Source organism: Bradyrhizobium sp. 76, assembly GCF_023073025.1.
Taxonomy (GTDB): Bacteria; Pseudomonadota; Alphaproteobacteria; order Rhizobiales; family Xanthobacteraceae; genus Bradyrhizobium.
Genome location: NZ_JADPIS010000015.1, coordinates 518,370 through 537,402, shown reverse-complemented (window position 1 = coordinate 537,402; position 19,033 = coordinate 518,370). Strand labels below are relative to the sequence as shown.

The following is a 19,033-nucleotide window of genomic DNA, read 5'->3' as shown; positions in this document are numbered from 1 at the left end:
AGAGTTGACCATCCACGGCGGGTCGAGCGCAAGCGCCTTGAAGGGGTTGACGTATGCGAACGTCGCGCGGGCCCCGCCGATTTGCGAAGACGCCCGCTAAAACTCCGGCTGCCAGTCGCGCAATTTTCGCGCTGCAGAAGTAACGTCCGCGATGGCCGGAAACGCCCCCGCCTCCAGCATCAGCGCGCGCGCCAGCCGCACCGCGCGTGCTTCGCTGGTGGCGCGCCGGCGCGGATCATCGATCAGCTCGAAATCGATATTGTGGGCGAGGCCGAAGATGCGGCGGATGGTTTTTGCCGCGGCGAAACCGACCGTATCCGCGAACAGCCGCTGCATGTAGGCCTGCCGCTCGGCCTCCAGCCGTGCCGCGCCTGTCTCGCCGGCGAAGAGCGAGGCGGGATAGGCATCGCCTGCGGCGCCAGCGCGCCAGAGCTCGAGGAACTTGCGCGCGAACGCGTTCCAGACCTGCTCGACCGTCTCCAGCACCCAGACTTCGAACGCACGCCGTTCGCCCGGGGAGCGTTCGTGGCCGGCGGAGGCAAAATAGGCCATCAGGAGGTTGGCCAGCACGGCGCCGACATCGAAACCCATCGGGCCGTAGAATGCGAATTCGGGGTCGATCACCCGCGTCTCGCCGTCCGTGACCATGATCGAGCCGGTGTGAAGGTCGCCGTGGAGCAGCGCCTCGGGGCTCGCCATGAACTTCAGCTTCAGCCGGGAGATCGCGACATGCAATTCCATATCCTCGCGCAGCTCTGCGGCGAGCGCATCGAGATATGGCGCGGTCCAGCGGTTCTGCTCGGCGATGCGGTAGGGATCGGTGAAGATCAGATCCTCGGTGATCTTGCACAGCGCATGGTTGCCGGCGAAGGCTGCGATGCCCTGCTTCTTCTCGGCCGCCGACAGCGCGAGGTCGGAGGTGAAGAACAAGGTCCGCGCCATGAAGGTGGTGATGTCATCGACAAAGCGCGGATATTGCGAGCCCGCAACCATCCCCTTGCGCATGATGATGTGGGGCTCGAGCAGCTCCATCACCGTCAGCGCCAGGGCCTCGTTGTGATGCAGCAGCGCCGGCGCGAGGCCGGGCGCGAGCTCGGCCTGCCGCGACAAAGCGAGATATTCGTAATGAGCCCGGGACAGCGGCAGCGGCCAGCTCTCGCCGACCAGGCGGACATAGGGCAGCGCCTGCTTGACGGCGACGCCGCCACGGCCGCCCTTGACGATGAAAACGAGATTGAGATTGCCGTCGCCGACTTCGGTGATCGACCAGGAGGCCGGCTCGCCACCGAGGGTCGCAGCGATATCCGCAACGCCTGCGAGATAATCCCGCAAGGCCGCCTCATGCAGAATCCGGTAGTCCCCCTGCCCCTGCGCCATGACGATCCCATCCCATATAGGGGCCGGATCGTTACTCCCGCTCCAGGAAGCTCGAGCCGATCTCGGCCTTTCTTTTGATCGGATCGTAATCACAATAGACGCTGTCCGCCACCAGCGTGTAGCTGGCGCTGACAGTGTATTTGTCTGTTTTGACCGAGTTCAGACCAATCACCGCGGTGCTCTTGCCTCCGTTCCATTTGAACGGCGTCGAGCTCTTGGCCTGCTCGCAGGCGACCACAGCCTCGTTGAAGACGTAGCCCTCGACGAACGCCTTGAGGGTGCGCACCTGCACGGCCATCTTCCACTCGAAATAGCCGATGGCACCGAGGCCGGCGACGATCAGCACCAGAAGCGCGACGACGATCCGCTGAAAAGTCATTGGTCCCCCAACAAAGCCAACCAAAAATTCTTAGAACGGCATGCCCATCAATTTCGACAGGCGCTCGATCGAGAGATAGCCGGCGTCATAGGCGACCATGGCGATCCCGTAGATGATCGCCGAGATGATCGTGGTCCAGATCAGCTTGCTCCTCATTCGCGTCAGGATCGGCGCACCGGGGTCGCTGCCCGGCACTCCGACGCCGTCCTCGTGCTGGCTGCGCACGCCGAACGGCAGCGTCAGGAACAGCGCGACCCACCAGATGACGAAGTAGATCGCGATTGCAGTTGAGATCTGGATGGCCATGGTTTCGGCCTATGCCTGCTCGATTTCGACCAGCGCGCCGGAAAAATCCTTCGGGTGCAGGAACAGCACCGGCTTGCCGTGGGCGCCAATCTTCGGCACGCCGTCGCCGAGCACCCTGGCGCCCTCCTTCACCAGCGTGTCGCGCGAGGCGATGATGTCGACCACCTCGTAGCAGACGTGGTGGATGCCGCCGTCGGCATTGCGGTCGAGGAACTTTGCGATCGGCGAGGCTTCGCCGAGCGGCTCGATGAACTCGATCTTGGTGTTGGGCAGCGTCGCGAAAACCGTGGTGACGCCATGCTCGGGCAGCGCGACGGCCGCCGAGATCTGGGCCCCGAACGCGGCGCCATAGATTTTGGCGGCCTTGACGGCGTCCTTGGTCGCGATCGCGACATGGTTGAGCCGGCCCAGCATTGTGCTTCTCCCGTTACACTGTCAGGACGTGTACCAGACAGGGGGGCTTTTTACCCCAATGTTCGTTGATCACGGAGCGGACAGCGCGTCGCACCGACTCCGCCAGCGCATCCGCGTCGCGACGGCGCGCCTTCGGCAGGCCTTCGACAGTGGAGACCACGGCGTCGAACACGATGTCGTCGAAGGGCTCGCCCGCTTTGTTCTTCTCGGGGATGCCGACCAGTTCGACCGCGGGATCGTCGGCAAGCTCGCCCTGCTCCGTCATGACGATGGCAACGAAGGCGCAGCCGGAGAACGCCATGCGGCGCCGCTCGACCACCGCGCGGGACTTGGAGTCCTCCAGAATCGTGCCGTCCTTGTAGAGACGGCCCGCAGGCACTTGCCCAATGATGCCGGGATCGCCGGGGCCGAGCTTGACCAGATCGCCGTTGCGGCAGACCAGTACGCGCGGCACGCCGGCGGCACGCGCGAGCTTGGCGTGCTCGTTCAGGTGCAGGGCCTCGCCATGGACCGGGATCAGGAGCTGCGGCCTGGTCCAGGAGATCATGTCGCGCAATTCGTCGCGGCGGGGATGACCGGAGACATGGACCAGCTGGTCGCGGTCGGTGATGACCTCCACGCCCTGCAAGACCAGGCCATTGATGATCGCGCCGACCGCCTTCTCGTTGCCGGGAATGGTGCGCGAGGAGAAGATGACGCTGTCGCCGCGATTGAGCGTGATCTCGGGATGGTCGTCATTGGCGATGCGCGCCAGCGCGGCACGGGGCTCGCCCTGGCTGCCGGTGCAGAGCGCCAGCACCTTGTCCTGCGGCAGATGACCGTAGACCTCGGCGGAGCGGAAACTCTGCACGCCGTCGAGATAGCCGGTCTCGCGTGCGACCTGCACCACACGCTCCATGGCGCGGCCGACCACTACGACCTCACGGTCGGCGGCCTTCGCGGCGATGGCGACGGCCTTGAGGCGCGCGACGTTGGAGGCAAAGGTCGTGACTGCGACGCGGCCCTTGGCGGCCTTGACGAGCTCGGTGATGGATTTGGCAACCTCGGCTTCCGAGGGCGAGCGGCCGTCGCGCACGGCGTTGGTGGAATCGCCGATCAAGGCGAGCAGGCCCGCATCGCCGAGCTCCCGCAGCCGCTTTTCGTCGGTCGGGCGGCCGATGATCGGGGTCGGATCGATCTTCCAGTCGCCGGTGTGCAGCACCGTGCCAACGTCGGTGTGAATCGCCAGCGCATGCGACTCCGGAATCGAATGCGCGACCGGAATGAACTCGACGTTGAACGGGCCGATATCGACGCGCCCGCCCGACGGCACCACCGTCACCGGGATCTTCGGCGCATTGCGCTCGGCGGCGCATTTGGCCTCGAACAGCGCGGCGCTGAACTGGGTCGCGTAGATCGGGCATTTCAGCTTCGGCCACAGGTCGATGATGGCGCCGAAATGGTCCTCATGGGCGTGGGTCAGCACCAGCGCCATCAGGTTCTTGCGTTCCTTCTCCAGGAAGCTGACGTCCGGCATGATCAGGTCGATGCCCGGCAGATGCTCCTCGTCGCCGAAGGAGACGCCGAGATCGATCGCCAGCCAGGCCCGCTGCTGGCGGTTGCCGAGGCCGTAGATCGACAAATTCATGCCGATCTCGCCGACCCCGCCGAGCGGTGCAAATACCAGTTCTTCAGGCTTCGCCATCACGCAGCTCCCACGGAGGCGACCGTGCCGAAGAACACCTCGCCCGCGGCCACCGGCACGCGCCGGCCCTCCGCGGTGCGGACGATCAGGCAGCCGGTGTCGTCGATCGTGTCAAAAATGCCTTCCAGCGTCATCACTCCCGTGTGGATCGCGACCCGCTCGCCGAGGCCGGCGGCGCGCTCCAGCCACAATTTGCGAATTTCGGCAAAGCCGCGACCATCGTCCCAGATACCACGGAATTCCACCCACGCGTCCGAGAGCGCCGAGAACAACTCCTCCGCGCTGATCTGGACGCCGAGCGCGGCCAGTGACACCGCCGGTGTGGGCGTGCCCTCGGGCGCGGCGACGACGTTGGTGCCTATGCCGACAACGATGGCGAGACGCTCGCCGATGGCTTCGGCCTCCAGGCCGATGCCGACCAGCTTCTTGCCGCCGGCCAGCACGTCGTTAGGCCATTTCAGGGTGTAGCGGGGACGGCCCTCGCCGAGGCGCAGTGCCGCCTCCAGGCTGACCTTCTCCAGGGCGGCCTCCTCGGCCAGCCCGGCCGCAAAGCCGATCGTCGCGGCGACGGAAGGGGCGACATCGAGGACTTCGAGGACGCTGGCGGCAAGGTTGCCTTTGGGTGCGATCCAGGGGCGCTGACGGCGGCCACGGCCGGCGGTCTGCTCCGACGTCACGAACCACATCGGGCCGCGTTCGCCGCCCCTTGCGTGCTCGATCGCCTCGGTATTGGTCGAGCCGGTCCGTTCGAAAGCTGCGAGCTTGTAGCCCGCCGACGCCGCACGAGGACCTAGCGCGAATGCCATCCTAGAACAGCGACTTTGCCGCGGCGGAGGCCACGCTCACCACGGGACCTGCGAACAGGGCGAACAGAATGTTGAACAGGCCCGCGACCGCCAGCACCGTCTTGACTTCGACGCGCACCGGATCGACCTGTCCGGCCGGCTCGTCGAAATACATCGTCTTGACGATGCTGAGATAGTAGTAGGCGCCGACCACGCTGGTCAGCACGCCGATGACGGCGAGCGTGAACAAATTCGCCTTGATGGCGGCGACGAAGACGTACCATTTGGCGAAGAAGCCGGCGAGCGGCGGAATGCCGGCGAGCGAGAACAGCAGCATCGCGAACATGAAGGCGAGCAGCGGATTGGTTCGCGAGAGACCCGCGAAATCGCTGATCTGCTCGACCGGCTGGCCGTTGCGCTTCATGGCCAGGATGATGGCGAAGGAGCCCAGCGTCATCGCGACATAGATCACGATGTACATCAGAACGCCCTGCGCGCCCTCGACCGTGCCTGCGGCGAGGCCGACCAGGGCAAAGCCCATGTGGCCGATCGAGGAATAGGCCATCAGGCGCTTGATGTTGCTCTGCCCGATCGCGGCGAACGAGCCCAGCGCCATCGAGGCGATCGCCACGAACACCAGGATCTGCTGCCACTGCGAGACGATGCCCGGGAATGCGGTCAGCGTAACCCGGGTGAAGACCGCGAGCGCGGCCACCTTCGGCGCCGAGGCGAAGAAGGCTGTCACGGGCGTCGGCGCGCCCTCGTAGACGTCGGGCGTCCACATGTGGAACGGCACCGCCGAAACCTTGAAGCAGAGGCCGGCGAGCAGGAAAACGAGCCCAAACACCAGGCCGACATTCGAGATCGTCGCGGCCGCCGCGATGCCGGTGAAGGCCACCGTGCCGGTGAAGCCGTAGATCAGCGAGGAGCCGTAGAGCAGCATGCCCGAGGACAACGCGCCGAGCACGAAGTACTTCAGGCCGGCTTCGGTCGACTTGGCGTTGTCGCGGTTGGAGGCCGCCACGACGTAGAGTGCCAGCGACATCAATTCGAGGCCGAGATAGAGCGAGATCAGATCGCCGGCCGAGATCAGCACCATCATGCCGAGCGTCGAGAGCAGCACCAGGATCGCGTATTCGAAGATGCGGCGCGACGGATCCGACAGGAACTCGGTCGACAGCACCAGCGTCACCGCCGAGCCGATCAGGGCCAGGATCTTCATGAAGCGGGCAAAATCATCGACGATGAAGCTGCCGCCGAAGGTCACGTGCTTGCCCGCGGGCAACATGTATTCGAGCGCGCCGACCACGATCAGGAGCAGCACCGCGAGCGTTGTGACCGTCTTGGTGGTCTCCTGCCCGCGATAGGCGCCGAGCATCAGGAGTGCCATCGCCCCGACCGCGAGCACGAGCTCGGGCAGCACCGGCGCCAGTTGATAACCTGCAGTCTCAAAGCTCATGGCGATATCCTGACCTGCCCGCTCACTGGAGCAGTGCGGCGGCCTTCACGGCCGTCACAGCGGTGTTGTAATTGTTGACGAGTTGCTGGACCGAGGCCGCCGACATGTCGAGCACCGGCTTCGGATAGATGCCGAACAGGATCGTCAGCGCGATCAGCGGGAAGAGCGTCAGGCCCTCCCGGAAGGTGAGATCCTTCATGCTCGCCAGCGACGGCTTGACCAGCGCCCCGAACACGACCTTGCGGTAGAGCCACAGCGCATAGCAGGCCGAGAGGATCACGCCGAAGGTGGCGAAGAACGCGGTCGGGATCGAGACCTTGAAGGTGCCGAGCAGCGTCATGAACTCGCCGACGAAGCCGGAGGTGCCGGGCAGGCCGACATTGGCCATGGTGAAGACCATGAAGGTCAGCGCGTAGAGCGGCATCCGGTTGACGAGGCCGCCATAGGCCGCGATCTCGCGGGTGTGCATGCGGTCATAGACGATGCCGACGCAGAGGAACAGCGCGCCGGAGACGATGCCGTGCGAGATCATCTGGAACACGCCGCCAGCGACGCCCTGCATGGTGCCGGCAAAGATGCCCATGGTGACGAAGCCCATATGCGCCACCGAGGAGTACGCGATCAGCTTCTTCATGTCCTCCTGCATCAGCGCCACCAGCGAGGTGTAGATGATGGCGATGGCCGAGAGCGTGAACATCAGCGGCGCGAAGTCATGCGAAGCGAGCGGGAACATCGGCAGCGAGAAACGCAGGAAGCCGTAGCCGCCCATCTTCAGCATGATCGCAGCCAGGACCACCGAGCCTGCGGTCGGCGCCTCGACGTGGGCGTCGGGAAGCCAGGTGTGCACCGGCCACATCGGCATCTTCACCGCGAACGAGGCGAAGAAGGCAAGCCACGCCCAGGTCTGCAGCGAGCGCGGCACGGCGGTGTGCATCAGGGTCGGGATGTCGGTGGTGCCGCCGTTCCAGTACAGCGCCATGATGGCAAGCAGCATCAGCACCGAGCCGAGCAGCGTGTAGAGGAAGAACTTGAAAGACGCATAGACCCGGCGCGGACCGCCCCAGACGCCGATGATCAGGAACATCGGGATCAGGCCGCCTTCGAAGAACAGGTAGAACAGCACGAGATCCAGCGCCGAGAAGGTGCCGATCATCAGCGTTTCCAGAATCAGGAACGCCATCATGTATTCGCGGACGCGGTTGGTGATCGCCTTCCAGCTCGCGATGATGCAGAACGGCATGATGGCGGTGGTCAGGATCACCAGCGGCAACGAAATGCCGTCCACACCCATGTGATAGGTGATGCCGGTGGCGAGCCAGTTCGCCTTCTCGACGAACTGGAAGTCGGCGCTCGACGCATCGAACCGCATGACCAGGATCACCGACACCGCGAAGGTGATCAGCGTGGTCCACAGCGCGATCCAGCGCGAGTTGCGCCGGGCCGCCTCGTCATCGCCGCGGCTGAGATAGACGATCAGCGCGCCGACCAGCGGCAGGAACGTCGTGACGGATAGAATTGGCCAGGTCGTCATTTTACTGGCCCCCAAAGCCGAACATGAACCAGGTGATCAGGCCGGCGGCACCGATCAGCATGGCGAACGCGTAGTGGTAGAGATAGCCGGTCTGGATTTTCACGACGTTGCGGGTGACATCCAACACCCGGGCAGAGACGCCGTCGGGACCGAGGCCGTCGATGATGAAGCCGTCGCCCTTCTTCCAGAGCTGGTAGCCAATCCACTTCGCCGGACGGACGAAGATGATGTCGTAGAGCTCGTCGAAGTACCATTTGTTGAGCAGGAACTTGTACAGCATCGGCTGCGTGTTCGCGAGCTCGACCGGCAGATAGGGCCGGCGGATGTAGAACAGGTACGACACCAGGAAGCCCAGCACCATCATCACCGTCGGCAGGAAAGCGATGGTCTCGGGGATGTGGTGCATCTCCTCGATGATGTGCGGGTTCATCTTCACGGATTCGCGGAAGAACTCCTCGATGCCGTGCCCGGCGAACAGCTCCTTGAACGGGAATCCGGCCAGGATGGAGCCGACCGCGAGCACACCGATCGGGATCAGCATCCAGATCGGCGCTTCATGCGCAGCCTCGTAGTGATGATCGTCATGCGGCTCGCCGTGGAAGGTCTTGAAGATCAGGCGCCACGAGTAGAACGAGGTCAGGCCGGCCGCGACGACCGTCATCAGGAAGCCGTACATCGCGAACGGATTGTGCGAGGCGTAGGCCGACTCGATGATCGCGTCCTTGGAGAAATAGCCGGCGGTGAGCGGGAAGCCGGTGAGCGCGAGCGTGCCGACCACCATCACTGCGTAGGTGTAGGGGATCTTGCGCCACAGGCCGCCCATGTTGCGGATGTCCTGCTCGTGGTGCATCGCGTAGATCACCGAGCCGGAGCCCAAGAACAACAGCGCCTTGAAGAAGGCGTGCGTGAACAAATGGAACATGCCGACCGAATAGGCCCCCGCCCCCATCGCCACGAACATGTAGCCGAGCTGCGAACAGGTCGAGTAAGCGACGATGCGCTTGATGTCGTTCTGGACGAGGCCAATGGTCGCCGCGAAGAACGCCGTGGTGGCGCCGAAGAACATCACGACGGCCTGCGCGTTCGGCGCGAGCTCGAACAGCGGCGACAGACGCGCCACCATGAACACGCCGGCGGTGACCATGGTCGCGGCATGGATCAGGGCCGACACCGGGGTCGGGCCTTCCATCGCGTCCGGCAACCAGGTGTGCAGCAGGAACTGCGCCGATTTGCCCATCGCGCCCATGAACAGCAGCAGGCAGGTCAGGGTCAGCGCGTCGGCGTGCCAGCCGAGGAAGTCGATGGTCTTGCCGGTCAAGCCGGGCGCAGCGTGGAAGATGGTCTCGAAATCGGTCGAGCCGGCCAGCAGGAAGATCGCGAAGATGCCGAGCGCGAAGCCGAAATCGCCGACGCGGTTGACCACGAAGGCCTTGATGGCGGCGGCGTTCGCCGAGGGCTTCTGGTACCAGAAGCCGATCAGGAGGTAGCTCGCCAGACCCACGCCTTCCCAGCCGAAGAACAGCTGCACGAGGTTGTCGGCGGTCACCAGCATCAGCATGGCGAAGGTGAACAGCGAGAGATAGCCGAAAAAGCGCGGCCGGTTCGGATCCTCGTCCATGTAGCCGATGGAATAGAGGTGCACGAGCGAGGACACGGTGGTCACGACCACCAGCATCACGGCGGTGAGCGTGTCGACCCGCAGCGTCCAGTAGACCTGGAGATCGCCGGAGAGGATCCACGGCAGCAGCGGAATGCGGATGTCGTGGTGCATGAAGCCGACATCGACCAGCGTCATCCAGGACAGCGCAGCCGACACGAACAGCAATGCCGTGGTGATCAGCTCGGCGCCGCGCGAGCCCGCCGCGGGCGGCTCGGAGACGTGGTGGTCGTCGTGGCCGTCGCTGGGTTCGTGGTGAGTTTCGTGGATGACCGACGCATCCTCGTTGATCGTATCGGACGCATGGGCGTGCGCGCCATGACCGTGATCATCGTGATGCTCGACCGTGTCGCCCGAGGGGTTGCGGGCATGCGCGCCGAACAGCGCGATGAGGCCGGCCAGAATGGCGCCCAGCAGAGGCAGAAAGACGATTGCCTGGACCATGATTTAATCTTTCCGCATGATCTGGTCGGAAAACCGGTGTCCACTTTTCCGGATCATGCGATCAGCCCTTCATCAGATTGACGTCCTCAACCGCGATCGAGCCGCGGTTGCGGAAATAGACCACCAGGATGGCGAGACCGATTGCGGCTTCAGCGGCCGCGACGGTGAGCACCAGGAGCGCGAAGACCTGCCCGACGATGTCGCCGAGGAAGGTCGAGAACGCCACGAGGTTGACGTTGACCGCGAGCAGGATCAGCTCGATCGACATCAGGATGACGATGATGTTCTTGCGGTTCAGGAAGATGCCGAGGATCCCGAGCGTGAACAGGATCGCGCCGACCGCCAGATAGTGTCCGAGCCCGATCGTCATTTCACCCACTCCGCCGCGTCCGAATCCTGGAGCCCCTGCCCCGGCGCCACCTTGCGGATCGCCATCGCTATTTCGGGCGTGCGCGCGTTCTGAACGTTGATGTCCTGCCGCTTGACACTGGCCTTGTGCCGCAGCGTCAGCACGATGGCGCCGATCATCGCGACCAGCAGCACCATGCCCGAGAGCTGGAAGTAGTGGATGTACTTGGTATAGAGCACCAGGCCCAGCGCCTCGGTATTGGAGACGTTGGCCGGGATCGCCGCCGTGATCGTCTTGGCGACGCCGGGGTTGATGACCCAGAAGCCGACCGTAAGCAGCAGCTCGAACAGGAAGATGCCGCCGATCACGAGGCCGACCGGGAGGTACTCGATGAAGCCCTCGCGCAGCTCGAGGAAGTCGACGTCGAGCATCATGATCACGAACAGGAACAGCACCGCGACCGCGCCGACATAGACGACGATCAGGATCATCGCCAGGAACTCGGCGCCCATCAGCACGAACAGGCCGGAGGCGTTGACGAAGGCCAGGATCAGGTACAGCACGGAGTGCACGGGATTGCGCGAGACAATCACCATCACCGCCGAGGCGACACAGACGCCGGCGAACAGATAGAAGAACAGCGCGGGAAGGATCATGCTCTCATCTCACCGGTACGGCGCGTCGAGTTCGATCGCTTTCGCGATTTCGCGTTCCCAGCGGTCGCCGTTGGCGAGCAGCTTGGCCTTGTCATAGAACAGTTCCTCGCGGGTCTCGGTCGCGAACTCGAAGTTCGGACCTTCGACGATGGCATCGACCGGACAGGCTTCCTGGCAGAGGCCGCAATAGATGCACTTCACCATGTCGATGTCGTAGCGCACGGTGCGGCGGGTGCCGTCGTTGCGGCGCGGGCCGGCCTCGATGGTGATGGCCTGCGCCGGGCAAACCGCTTCGCACAGCTTGCAGGCGATACAGCGTTCCTCGCCGTTCGGATAGCGGCGCAGCGCATGCTCGCCGCGGAAGCGCGGCGAGATCGGGCCCTTCTCGAACGGATAGTTCAGCGTCGGCTTCGGCTGGAAGAAATAGCGCATCGCGAGGAAGAACGCCGAGACGAATTCCGACAACAGGAGCGAGCGTGCAGTGGCGTTGATGTTGATACCCATGACGGCCCTCACTTCGGCGCGATGCCGGCAAAGTGCAGCACACCGGCCACCACGATCACCATCGCCAGCGACAACGGCAGGAACACCTTCCAGCCGAGACGCATCAGTTGATCGTAGCGGTAGCGCGGCACGATCGCCTTGGCCATCGCGAACAGGAAGAACATGAAGAACAGCTTTAGCGAGAACCAGATGATGCCCGGCACCCAGTTGAAGGGCGGCAGGTCCACCGGCGGCAGCCAACCTCCGAGGAACAGGATCGTCGCCATCGCGCACATCGTGGCGATCGCGACATACTCGCCGAGCATGAACAGAAGATACGGCGTCGAGCCGTACTCGACCATGAAGCCGGCGACGAGCTCGGATTCCGCTTCGACGAGGTCGAACGGCGGGCGATTGGTTTCCGCCAGCGCCGAGACGTAGAAGATCACGAACATCGGGAACAGCGGCCAGACGTACCAGTTCAGGATCGTGAGCTGCGGCAACCCGATCAGGCTGGCGAGGCCGCGGACATGCTGCGCCTCGACCACGGCCGAGAGGTTCAGCGTGCCGGCGCAGAGCAGCACCGTGATGATGACGAAGCCGATCGAGACCTCGTAGGACACCATCTGCGCCGCGGAGCGCAGTGCCGCCAGGAACGGATATTTCGAGTTTGACGACCAGCCGGCCATGATGATGCCGTAGATCGACAGCGACGAAATCGCGAAGATGAAGAGAACGCCGACATTGATGTCGGAGATCACCCAGCCGAGATTGGTCGGGATCACCGCCCAGGCGGCGAGCGCGAGCACGCATGAGACCAAGGGAGCAAGGAGAAACACGCCCTTGTTGGCGCCGGACGGGATGATCGGCTCCTTCAGCACGAACTTCAGGAGGTCGGCGAAGGATTGCAGCAGGCCCCAGGGACCAACCACGTTCGGGCCGCGGCGGATCTGCACCGCCGCCCAGATCTTGCGGTCGGCGAGCAGGATGTAGGCGATCGCCACCAGCAGGACGACCAGCACCAGGACGCTCTCCGCGATCATGATGATCAGCGGCCAGAGGAACCCGGTCCAGAAGGCGCTTTCGAAGAATTCCATCAGCTCACTCCGCTGCGGTCAGCATCTGCCCGGAGGCAAGCCGCGAACACTCCGCCATCACGGCGGACGCACGCGCGATTGGGTTGGTCAAATAGAAGTCCTCGACGAGCGGCTTGAACGGAGCCTTCTCCGTCGTGCCGCCCTTCCCCGCGAGCTTCTTGATCTGGTCGGCCGCGCCGGCCTCGATCTGGTCGAGACGGATCAGATGCGGCACAGCCTTGAAGATCGCCTGGCGCAGGGCCGAGAGCGAGTCATAGCCGAGCTTCTTGCCGAGCGCCTCCGACAGCGCGCGGACAATCGCCCAGTCCTCGCGGGCTTCACCCGGCGGGAATGCGGCCCGTCCGGTCATTTGCACGCGGCCTTCGGTGTTAACGTAGATCGCGGACTTCTCGGTATAGGCGGCTGCCGGCAGGATCACGTCGGCGCGATGGGCGCCGCGGTCGCCGTGGGTGCCGATATAGACGACGAAAGTGCCGTCCGACGGCTTGATCTCGTCGGCGCCGAGCAGGAACAGCAGATCGAGCGTCCCGAACGTCGTCATCTGCGCCGCATTCAGCCCGCCCTGACCGGCGACAAAGCCGATATCGAGCGCGCCGACGCGCGAGGCGCTCTCGTGCAGGACGCCGAAGCCGTTCCAGCCGTCCTTGAGCGCGCCGACGTCGAGCGCGAGCTTGGCCGCGGCTGCGAGAATGGCGGCGCCGTCGTGACGCGAGGCCGCGCCCGCGCCGACCAGGATGATGGGGTTCTTGGCGTTCTTCAGCACGTCCATGAAGGAGTGCTTGCCGGCCGCGAGCTCACCGAGCGTGTCGGTGCCCGCGCCGAGGTGATCATAGTCGTACGTGAGGTCGGGCTTGGCGCCGATCACGCCGACCTTGAAGCCGCCGGCGCGCCAGCGCTTGCGGATGCGGGCGTTGAACACCGCCGCTTCCTTGCGCGGATTGGCGCCGATGATGAGCAGCGCATCGGCCTGCTCGACGCCGGCGAGCGTCGGATTGAAGATGTAGGAGCCGCGGCCAAGCGCGGGATCGAAGGCGTCGCCGCCCTGCACCGCCAGATTGGCCGAGCCGTATTTGGCCAGCAGATCCTTCAGCGCGAACATCTCTTCGACGCCGGCGAGGTCGCCCGCGATCGCGCCGATCCGCTTGCCGTCGGTGCGCGCCGCCTTGGAGGCGATCGCGGCAAAGGCCTCGGGCCAGCTCGCCGCGCGCAGCTTGCCGGCTTCGCGGATATAGGGCCGGTCGAGGCGCTGGGTGCGCAGGCCGTCGACGACGTGACGGGTCTTGTCGGAGATCCACTCCTCGTTCACGGCCTCGTTGATGCGCGGCAGGATACGCATCACTTCGCGGCCGCGGGTGTCGACGCGGATCGCAGAGCCCACGCCGTCCATCACGTCGATCGACTGGGTCTTGCCGAGCTCCCACGGGCGCGCGGCGAAGGCATAAGGCTTCGAGGTCAGCGCGCCGACCGGGCAGATATCGACGAGATTGCCCTGAAGCTCAGACGTCAGCGCGTGCTCGAGATAGGTCGTGATCTCCATGTCCTCGCCGCGGCCGGTCGCGCCCATTTCGGGGGCGCCGGCGACTTCCGCCGAGAAGCGGACGCAACGGGTGCACTGGATGCAACGGTTCATCGAGGTCTTGACCAGCGCGCCGAGATATTTGTCCTCGACCGCGCGCTTGTTCTCAGCGAAGCGGCTGGTGTCGACACCGTAGCCCATCGCCTGGTCCTGAAGGTCGCACTCGCCGCCCTGATCGCAGATCGGGCAATCCAGCGGATGGTTGATGAGAAGGAATTCCATCACGCCTTCGCGCGCCTTCTTCACCATCGGCGAACGGGTGGAGATTTCCGGCGGCTCGCCCTTGGGACCCGGGCGGCAATCGCGCACGCCCCAGGCGCAGCTCGCGACCGGCTTCGGGCCGCCCTTCACCTCGACGAGGCACATCCGGCAATTGCCGGCGATCGACAGCCGCTCGTGATAGCAGAAGCGCGGAATCTCGGCGCCAGCCGCCTCGCACGCCTGAAGCAGCGTGTATTCGGCGGGGACGTCGATCTCTTTACCGTCGATGATGAGCTTGGTCATTGTCTCTACTCCGCCGCGACCATGTTCACGGGATCGCGGACGCCGGCATCGTCGATGTCGGCCTTGTGCGAATATTGGTCGATGCGCGCTTCGATCTCATGACGGAAATGCGCGATCAGGCCCTGGATCGGCCACGCCGCCGCGTCGCCGAGCGCGCAGATGGTATGGCCTTCGACCTGTTTGGTGACTTCCAGCAGCATGTCGATTTCGCGCTTGTGGGCGCGACCGTCGGCCATGCGGGTCAAGACGCGCCACATCCAGCCCGTGCCCTCGCGGCACGGCGTGCACTGGCCGCAGCTCTCGTGCTTGTAGAAATAGGAGATGCGGGCGATGGCGCGGATCAAGTCGGTCGACTTGTCCATCACGATTACGGCCGCGGTGCCGAGGCCCGAGCGCAGCTTGCTCAACGAGTCGAAATCCATGGGCGTGTCGATGATCTGCTCGGCCGGCACCATGCGCACCGAGGAGCCGCCGGGGATCACGGCCTTGAGGTTGTCCCAGCCGCCGCGGATGCCGCCGCAATGCTTCTCGATCAGCTCACGGAACGGAATGCCCATGGCTTCTTCGACGTTGCAGGGCCGCTCGACATGGCCGGAGATGCAGAACAGCTTGGTGCCGACATTGTTGGGACGGCCAATGCCGGCAAACCACGCCGCGCCACGGCGCAGAATGTCCGGCGCAACCGCGATCGACTCGACATTGTTGACGGTGGTCGGGCAGCCGTACAGGCCGACATTGGCCGGGAACGGCGGCTTCAGCCGCGGCTGGCCCTTCTTGCCTTCGAGGCTCTCGAGCAGCGCGGTTTCCTCGCCGCAGATATAGGCGCCGGCGCCGTGGGCGACGTAGATGTCGAACGGCCAGCCGTTGACATTGTCCTTGCCGACCAGCTTGGCCTCATAGGCCTGGTCGATCGCCGCCTGGAGATGCTCGCGCTCGCGGATGAACTCACCGCGGACATAGATGTAGCAGGCATGCGCGTTCATCGCGCAGCTCGCGATCAGGCAGCCCTCGATCAGGAGATGCGGATCGTGCCGCATGATCTCGCGATCCTTGCAGGTCCCGGGCTCGGATTCGTCGGCGTTGACGACGAGATAGCTCGGCCGGCCGTCGGTCGATTCCTTCGGCATGAACGACCATTTCAGGCCGGTCGGGAAGCCGGCGCCACCGCGGCCGCGCAGCCCCGACGCCTTCATCTCGTTGATGATCCAGTCACGGCCCTTGTCGATGATGTTCTTCGTGCCATCCCAGGCGCCGCGGCGCCGCGCGCCCTCGAGCCCCCAATCGTGGAGGCCGTAGAGGTTCTTGAAGATGCGGTCCTTGTCCTCGAGCATGTCAGTGCTTTCCGATCAACGGTTGGCTTGCTTGTAGGCAAGCCCGGCGGCGCAGACGGCGAAGGTCAGCGCCCAGAGCAGACTGGATTCCAGCGACGCGTTCAGGGCGAAGCGCTGAAGCAGGAAAATGAACGTGGCCGCCACGGCGGAATGCATTGCGACGAAGCCCCACTTCTTCACAACACTGCTCCCTTCAACTGGCGGCGAGAGATCACGCATCAGGTGATCTCCTTCAGCGTGGTCGGCCCACCGGTCGGCGCCGAGAACTGGCGGCCGTTCTGCGGACCGGGCTTGGGCGGATTGCCCGAGGCAAAGCCATCGAGCACCTTGCCGAAGCTTTCCTTGGTCAGATCCTCATAGGTATCCTTGCCGATCAGCACCATCGGCGCGTTCACGCAGGCACCGAGGCACTCCACCTCTTCCCAGCTGAAATTGCCGTCCTTGGAGAGATGGAAGGGCTCGTGATGGATACGGTGCTCGCAGACGTGGATCAGATCCTCGGCGCCGCGCAGGCGGCACGGCGTGGTGCCGCAGACCTGAACGTGGGCTTTCCTGCCGACCGGGGCCAGCTGGAACATCGTGTAGAAGGTCGCGACCTCGAGCACGCGGATATAGGGCATGTCGAGCATGTCGGCGACAGCGCGGATCGCGGCCTCCGAGACCCAGCCGTCGTGCTGTTCCTGTACGCGCCAGAGAATGGCGATGACGGCCGAAGCCTGGCGCCCGGCCGGATATTTCGCGATCTGCTGTTTGGCGAACGCGAGGTTCTCCTCCGTGAACGCAAAGCTCGCGGGCTGGACTTCCTTCGGTGCTAATCGGCGAACGGACATCTCTTCAATCTCTCACTGCATGCGGCGCGCGGTTTTCGCATTCAGGGCATTGATCCTGTCCTGCCAGAATGCGCTTGCGGTGCCGAAAACATTGTAGCCGACATGGGTCGAGACCTTGATGCGGTCGAGGATCGACAGCTCGGTCACCGTCTCCATACGCCTTGTGCTGGGATCGTAGACGATCAGCTTCAGCGGGGTGTGTTCGAGGATGTAGCGCGAGACCGCATGCGAGCGGTCGCTGCCGTGCTCCTCGCACATGATGACGCTGTCGGCCTGGAGCAGCCGGGCGCCGCCCTTGATCGCCTCGATCTCGACGCCCTCGACGTCGAGCTTGATCAGGTACTTGCCGGTGCTAGCGACCTTGCCGTCGTCGATCAGATTGTCGAGCGCGATGACCGGCACGTCCTCGCCGCCCGCCGACGCATCGCCGGCGATGCTGAAGGCCTCGTGCTTGGTGCCTGACAGACGCGCGGTGCCACGGGCCGCGCCGATCGCGCATTTCATGGTCTCGAAGCGGCTGCCGTTGATGCGGGCGTTGTTGGCGAGCTTCGGATGGTTCTGCCCCGACGGCTCGATCGCGATCGCCTTGTGCGAACCGAACGGCTTGCTCGACACCAGCACCGACCAATAGCCGTAATTGGCGCCGCAATCGAGCAGGGTGTAGTCGACGTCGATGGAGTCGGCGAACAACAGCTCCAACTCGTCCTCGTAATTGTAGGAGCGGTTGAGCAGCTTGCTCCAATAGCCGTCGCCGTAGGGAAATTCGAACACGGCGTCGGGGTTGAGCTTGATCGCGATGTTGCGCTCGGGCAGCGTCTTCCGCAGCAGATTGGCGCAGGCGATGTAGCCCATATGCGAGAAGTGCGAGGAGATCTTCGATCCCGTCACCAGCGCCAAGGCAGCCGTCCGCTCCCACAGGTTGGCCCCTTCAAGGGCCCCCGAGGCGCGGTCAAACTGGATCGGCGCCTGCGCCATCACCGATCGACCTCTCCGAACACGATGTCGAGCGAGCCGAGGATCGCCGACACGTCGGCGAGCAGATGACCGCGGCAGATGTGGTCCATGGCCTGCAGATGCGCAAAGCCGGGCGCGCGGATCTTGCATTTATAAGGCTTGTTGGTGCCGTCCGAGATCAGAAAGACGCCGAACTCGCCCTTCGGCGCCTCGACCGCGGCGTAGACCTCGCCGGCCGGCACGTGGACCCCTTCGGTATAGAGCTTGAAGTGATGGATCAGCGCTTCCATCGAGCGCTTCATCTCGCCACGGCGCGGCGGCGCGACCTTGTTGTCTTCGACGACGACGGGGCCCTTCCCTTCGGCTGCGTTCAGCTTCTGGATGCACTGCTTCATGATGCGCACGGACTGGCGCATTTCTTCCATGCGGATCAGATAGCGGTCGTAGCAGTCGCCGTTCTTGCCGATCGGGATGTCGAAATCCAACTCGGCGTAGCATTCATAGGGCTGCGACTTGCGCAGATCCCAGGCCGCGCCCGAACCGCGCACCATAACGCCGGAGAAGCCCCACTCCCAGGCTTCCTTCAGCGATACGACGCCGATGTCGACGTTGCGCTGCTTGAAGATGCGGTTCGCGGTGAGCAGCCGGTCGAGATCTTCGACCACTTTCAGGAACGGATCGCACCAGGCGTCGATGTCGTCGACCAGCTTCTGCGGCAGGTCCTGATGCACGCCGCCGACGCGGAAGTAGGCTGCGTGCATGCGGCTGCCGGAGGCGCGCTCGTAGAACACCATCAGCTTTTCGCGCTCTTCGAAACCCCACAGCGGCGGGGTCAGCGCGCCGACGTCCATCGCCTGCGTGGTGACGTTGAGCAAATGCGACAGGATGCGGCCGATCTCGCAATAGAGCACGCGGATCAGCTGCGCGCGGCGTGGCACCTCGATGCCGAGCAGCTTTTCTGCAGCCATGCAGAAGGCGTGCTCCTGGTTCATCGGCGCGACGTAGTCGAGGCGGTCGAAATACGGGATCGCCTGCAGATAGGTCTTCTGCTCGATCAGCTTTTCGGTGCCGCGGTGGAGCAGGCCGATATGGGGATCGACGCGGGCGACGACCTCACCATCCAATTCAAGCACAAGACGAAGAACACCGTGCGCAGCCGGATGCTGCGGTCCGAAGTTGATCGTAAAGTTGCGAAGCTGTTCGGGTTGCTCGTTCAT

19 protein-coding genes are annotated in these 19,033 nt (G+C 64.3%); all 19 read right to left on the bottom strand.

Annotated features, from left to right (window positions below):
* Positions 1-96 precede the first annotated feature (96 nt).
* On the bottom strand, positions 97-1,377 hold the full coding sequence (mtnK, locus tag IVB48_RS03495) for an S-methyl-5-thioribose kinase (RefSeq protein WP_247397485.1): 1,281 nt from the start codon (positions 1,375-1,377) through the stop codon (positions 97-99).
* A 31-nt stretch (positions 1,378-1,408) separates the two neighbouring features.
* Positions 1,409-1,756, bottom strand: coding sequence for a hypothetical protein (locus tag IVB48_RS03490; protein ID WP_027518238.1), 348 nt, complete (start codon positions 1,754-1,756; stop codon positions 1,409-1,411).
* 30 nt (positions 1,757-1,786) lie between these two features.
* Positions 1,787-2,062: a DUF1467 family protein gene (locus IVB48_RS03485; protein ID WP_247397483.1), complete on the bottom strand. Its 276-nt coding sequence runs from the start codon at positions 2,060-2,062 to the stop codon at positions 1,787-1,789.
* 9 nt (positions 2,063-2,071) lie between these two features.
* The gene (gene mce, locus IVB48_RS03480; RefSeq protein ID WP_247397480.1) at positions 2,072-2,476 is read right to left on the bottom strand and encodes a methylmalonyl-CoA epimerase; all 405 of its coding nucleotides are present in this window, start codon (positions 2,474-2,476) and stop codon (positions 2,072-2,074) included.
* A 13-nt stretch (positions 2,477-2,489) separates the two neighbouring features.
* On the bottom strand, positions 2,490-4,160 hold the full coding sequence (locus tag IVB48_RS03475; RefSeq protein WP_247397477.1) for a ribonuclease J: 1,671 nt from the start codon (positions 4,158-4,160) through the stop codon (positions 2,490-2,492).
* Positions 4,160-4,966: a biotin--[acetyl-CoA-carboxylase] ligase gene (locus IVB48_RS03470; protein WP_247397474.1), complete on the bottom strand. Its 807-nt coding sequence runs from the start codon at positions 4,964-4,966 to the stop codon at positions 4,160-4,162. Before IVB48_RS03470 ends, IVB48_RS03475 begins: the two co-directional genes overlap by 1 nt.
* Before the next feature lies 1 nt (position 4,967).
* Entirely contained in the window at positions 4,968-6,404 is a 1,437-nt protein-coding gene (gene nuoN, locus IVB48_RS03465) for an NADH-quinone oxidoreductase subunit NuoN (protein WP_247397470.1), read from the bottom strand.
* Positions 6,405-6,426: 22 nt separating this feature from the next.
* A complete protein-coding gene (locus IVB48_RS03460) occupies positions 6,427-7,935 on the bottom strand; it encodes an NADH-quinone oxidoreductase subunit M (protein ID WP_027567194.1) in 1,509 nt (502 codons plus the stop codon).
* Position 7,936: 1 nt separating this feature from the next.
* Positions 7,937-10,036 (bottom strand): NADH-quinone oxidoreductase subunit L, encoded by a 2,100-nt coding sequence (gene nuoL / locus IVB48_RS03455; RefSeq protein WP_247397466.1) that lies wholly within the window; start codon positions 10,034-10,036, stop codon positions 7,937-7,939.
* Positions 10,037-10,097: 61 nt separating this feature from the next.
* Positions 10,098-10,406, bottom strand: a complete 309-nt coding sequence (gene nuoK / locus IVB48_RS03450; RefSeq protein ID WP_007603558.1) for an NADH-quinone oxidoreductase subunit NuoK — start codon at positions 10,404-10,406, stop codon at positions 10,098-10,100.
* Entirely contained in the window at positions 10,403-11,041 is a 639-nt protein-coding gene (locus IVB48_RS03445; RefSeq protein WP_027518246.1) for an NADH-quinone oxidoreductase subunit J, read from the bottom strand. The genes nuoK and IVB48_RS03445 overlap by 4 nt, the downstream gene beginning before the upstream one ends.
* Positions 11,042-11,050: 9 nt before the next feature.
* Positions 11,051-11,539 (bottom strand): NADH-quinone oxidoreductase subunit NuoI, encoded by a 489-nt coding sequence (nuoI, locus tag IVB48_RS03440; protein WP_026232873.1) that lies wholly within the window; start codon positions 11,537-11,539, stop codon positions 11,051-11,053.
* 14 nt (positions 11,540-11,553) lie between these two features.
* Complete coding sequence (nuoH, locus tag IVB48_RS03435; protein ID WP_007603555.1) at positions 11,554-12,621, bottom strand: NADH-quinone oxidoreductase subunit NuoH; 1,068 nt, start codon at positions 12,619-12,621, stop codon at positions 11,554-11,556.
* A gap of 4 nt (positions 12,622-12,625) precedes the next feature.
* The gene (gene nuoG, locus IVB48_RS03430; RefSeq protein WP_247397462.1) at positions 12,626-14,701 is read right to left on the bottom strand and encodes an NADH-quinone oxidoreductase subunit NuoG; all 2,076 of its coding nucleotides are present in this window, start codon (positions 14,699-14,701) and stop codon (positions 12,626-12,628) included.
* A 5-nt stretch (positions 14,702-14,706) separates the two neighbouring features.
* Positions 14,707-16,032, bottom strand: a complete 1,326-nt coding sequence (gene nuoF / locus IVB48_RS03425; RefSeq protein ID WP_027518249.1) for an NADH-quinone oxidoreductase subunit NuoF — start codon at positions 16,030-16,032, stop codon at positions 14,707-14,709.
* A 15-nt stretch (positions 16,033-16,047) separates the two neighbouring features.
* Positions 16,048-16,251: a hypothetical protein gene (locus tag IVB48_RS03420; protein ID WP_026232874.1), complete on the bottom strand. Its 204-nt coding sequence runs from the start codon at positions 16,249-16,251 to the stop codon at positions 16,048-16,050.
* Complete coding sequence (gene nuoE / locus IVB48_RS03415) at positions 16,251-16,862, bottom strand: NADH-quinone oxidoreductase subunit NuoE (RefSeq protein WP_247397459.1); 612 nt, start codon at positions 16,860-16,862, stop codon at positions 16,251-16,253. Before nuoE ends, IVB48_RS03420 begins: the two co-directional genes overlap by 1 nt.
* A gap of 12 nt (positions 16,863-16,874) precedes the next feature.
* On the bottom strand, positions 16,875-17,837 hold the full coding sequence (locus tag IVB48_RS03410) for an FkbM family methyltransferase (protein ID WP_247397456.1): 963 nt from the start codon (positions 17,835-17,837) through the stop codon (positions 16,875-16,877).
* Positions 17,837-19,033 (bottom strand): NADH-quinone oxidoreductase subunit D, encoded by a 1,197-nt coding sequence (locus IVB48_RS03405; RefSeq protein ID WP_027567199.1) that lies wholly within the window; start codon positions 19,031-19,033, stop codon positions 17,837-17,839. Before IVB48_RS03405 ends, IVB48_RS03410 begins: the two co-directional genes overlap by 1 nt.

Excerpts from the sequence above, each read along its gene's own strand:
- mtnK (WP_247397485.1), bottom strand. The coding sequence starts at position 1,377 with ATGGCGCAGGGGCAGGGGGACTACCGGATTCTGCATGAGGCGGCCTTG.
- IVB48_RS03490 (WP_027518238.1), bottom strand. The coding sequence starts at position 1,756 with ATGACTTTTCAGCGGATCGTCGTCGCGCTTCTGGTGCTGATCGTCGCC.
- IVB48_RS03485 (WP_247397483.1), bottom strand. The coding sequence starts at position 2,062 with ATGGCCATCCAGATCTCAACTGCAATCGCGATCTACTTCGTCATCTGG.
- mce (WP_247397480.1), bottom strand. The coding sequence starts at position 2,476 with ATGCTGGGCCGGCTCAACCATGTCGCGATCGCGACCAAGGACGCCGTC.
- IVB48_RS03475 (WP_247397477.1), bottom strand. The coding sequence starts at position 4,160 with ATGGCGAAGCCTGAAGAACTGGTATTTGCACCGCTCGGCGGGGTCGGC.
- IVB48_RS03470 (WP_247397474.1), bottom strand. The coding sequence starts at position 4,966 with ATGGCATTCGCGCTAGGTCCTCGTGCGGCGTCGGCGGGCTACAAGCTC.
- nuoN (WP_247397470.1), bottom strand. The coding sequence starts at position 6,404 with ATGAGCTTTGAGACTGCAGGTTATCAACTGGCGCCGGTGCTGCCCGAG.
- IVB48_RS03460 (WP_027567194.1), bottom strand. The coding sequence starts at position 7,935 with ATGACGACCTGGCCAATTCTATCCGTCACGACGTTCCTGCCGCTGGTC.
- nuoL (WP_247397466.1), bottom strand. The coding sequence starts at position 10,036 with ATGGTCCAGGCAATCGTCTTTCTGCCTCTGCTGGGCGCCATTCTGGCC.
- nuoK (WP_007603558.1), bottom strand. The coding sequence starts at position 10,406 with ATGACGATCGGGCTCGGACACTATCTGGCGGTCGGCGCGATCCTGTTC.
- IVB48_RS03445 (WP_027518246.1), bottom strand. The coding sequence starts at position 11,041 with ATGATCCTTCCCGCGCTGTTCTTCTATCTGTTCGCCGGCGTCTGTGTC.
- nuoH (WP_007603555.1), bottom strand. The coding sequence starts at position 12,621 with ATGGAATTCTTCGAAAGCGCCTTCTGGACCGGGTTCCTCTGGCCGCTG.
- nuoG (WP_247397462.1), bottom strand. The coding sequence starts at position 14,701 with ATGACCAAGCTCATCATCGACGGTAAAGAGATCGACGTCCCCGCCGAA.
- nuoF (WP_027518249.1), bottom strand. The coding sequence starts at position 16,032 with ATGCTCGAGGACAAGGACCGCATCTTCAAGAACCTCTACGGCCTCCAC.
- IVB48_RS03420 (WP_026232874.1), bottom strand. The coding sequence starts at position 16,251 with ATGCGTGATCTCTCGCCGCCAGTTGAAGGGAGCAGTGTTGTGAAGAAG.
- nuoE (WP_247397459.1), bottom strand. The coding sequence starts at position 16,862 with ATGTCCGTTCGCCGATTAGCACCGAAGGAAGTCCAGCCCGCGAGCTTT.
- IVB48_RS03410 (WP_247397456.1), bottom strand. The coding sequence starts at position 17,837 with ATGGCGCAGGCGCCGATCCAGTTTGACCGCGCCTCGGGGGCCCTTGAA.
- IVB48_RS03405 (WP_027567199.1), bottom strand. The coding sequence starts at position 19,033 with ATGAACGAGCAACCCGAACAGCTTCGCAACTTTACGATCAACTTCGGA.